This is a genomic window from Vibrio sp. YT-15, from assembly GCF_033337445.1.
GTDB classification, from domain to species: Bacteria; Pseudomonadota; Gammaproteobacteria; order Enterobacterales; family Vibrionaceae; genus Vibrio; species Vibrio alginolyticus.
This window is the reverse complement of sequence record NZ_JAWOQR010000163.1, coordinates 1-1,064: the sequence shown is the minus strand read 5'-3', so window position 1 is coordinate 1,064 and position 1,064 is coordinate 1. Positions and strand designations below refer to the sequence as shown.

Sequence of the window (1,064 nt, the reverse complement as noted above, 5' to 3'; positions counted from 1 at the left end):
AGTGAGAATTTTAGCGCCAGTCATTGAAGAAAATGACGGTCGTTGTTTCTTCTTATGTACTTCTCACAGCATGATGCGTGAGTTGTGAGAGAAGTTCCGTGAGGTGTTGGATCTTCCGGTTCTTATGCAAGGTGAAATGAGCAAGCAAAAGACTCTTGCAGAGTTTATGGAGCTGGGTAACGCTTTGCTTGTGGCGACGGGGGCGTTTTGGGAAGGGATCGATGTTAGAGGTGACGCACTGAGCTGTGTTATCATCGACAAATTGCCGTTTACTGCCCCGGATGATCCGCTGCTAAAAGCCCGAATTGAAGATTGTCGATTGCGTGGTGGTGAGCCGTTTGCTGAAGTGCAAATCCCCGATGCGGTGATCACTTTGAAGCAGGGCGTAGGGCGTTTGATTCGAGATCAGAAAGATCATGGTGCATTGATCATTTGTGACAATCGCCTTGTCACACGTGACTATGGCGGCACGTTCCTTGGAAGCTTGCCACCGATCCCAAGAACACGAGATTTAGAACGTATCAAAGCGTTTCTTAAAGCAGAATAATTAGTCGCAGCCTGTGCTGTGATGTAACCAAATAAAATAGAGTTTTAGAGAGTTAAATGAGCGCAAAAATTCTTGCTATCGATACCGCAACTGAAAACTGTTCAGTTGCACTACTGGTTAATGACCAAGTGATTTCACGCAGCGAAGTGGCACCTCGTGACCACACGAAAAAAGTGCTGCCAATGGTTGACGAAGTGCTGAAAGAAGCGGGTCTAACTCTACAAGACTTGGATGCACTAGCGTTTGGCCGTGGCCCTGGTAGCTTTACTGGTGTTCGTATCGGTATTGGCATCGCTCAAGGCCTAGCATTTGGTGCAGAACTGCCGACGATTGGTGTTTCAACATTGGCTACGATGGCACAAGCAAGCTACCGCCTGCATGGTGCAACTGATGTCGCTGTAGCGATTGATGCGCGCATGAGCGAAGTTTACTGGGCACGTTATTCTCGCCAAGAAAACGGCGAATGGATGGGTGTTGATGAAGAATGTGTGATTCCACCAGCTCGTTTGGCGGAAGA

The 1,064-nt window shown here is 48.0% G+C and carries 1 protein-coding gene and 1 pseudogene; both read left to right on the top strand.

The window, feature by feature from the left end:
* Nucleotides 1-547: pseudogene (locus tag R7D93_RS26020) on the top strand (ATP-dependent DNA helicase); the annotation flags it as partial.
* 56 nt (nt 548-603) lie between these two features.
* Nucleotides 604-1,064: tRNA (adenosine(37)-N6)-threonylcarbamoyltransferase complex dimerization subunit type 1 TsaB (tsaB, locus tag R7D93_RS26015; RefSeq protein WP_318129646.1), on the top strand; the 461-nt coding region annotated here is incomplete at its 3' end.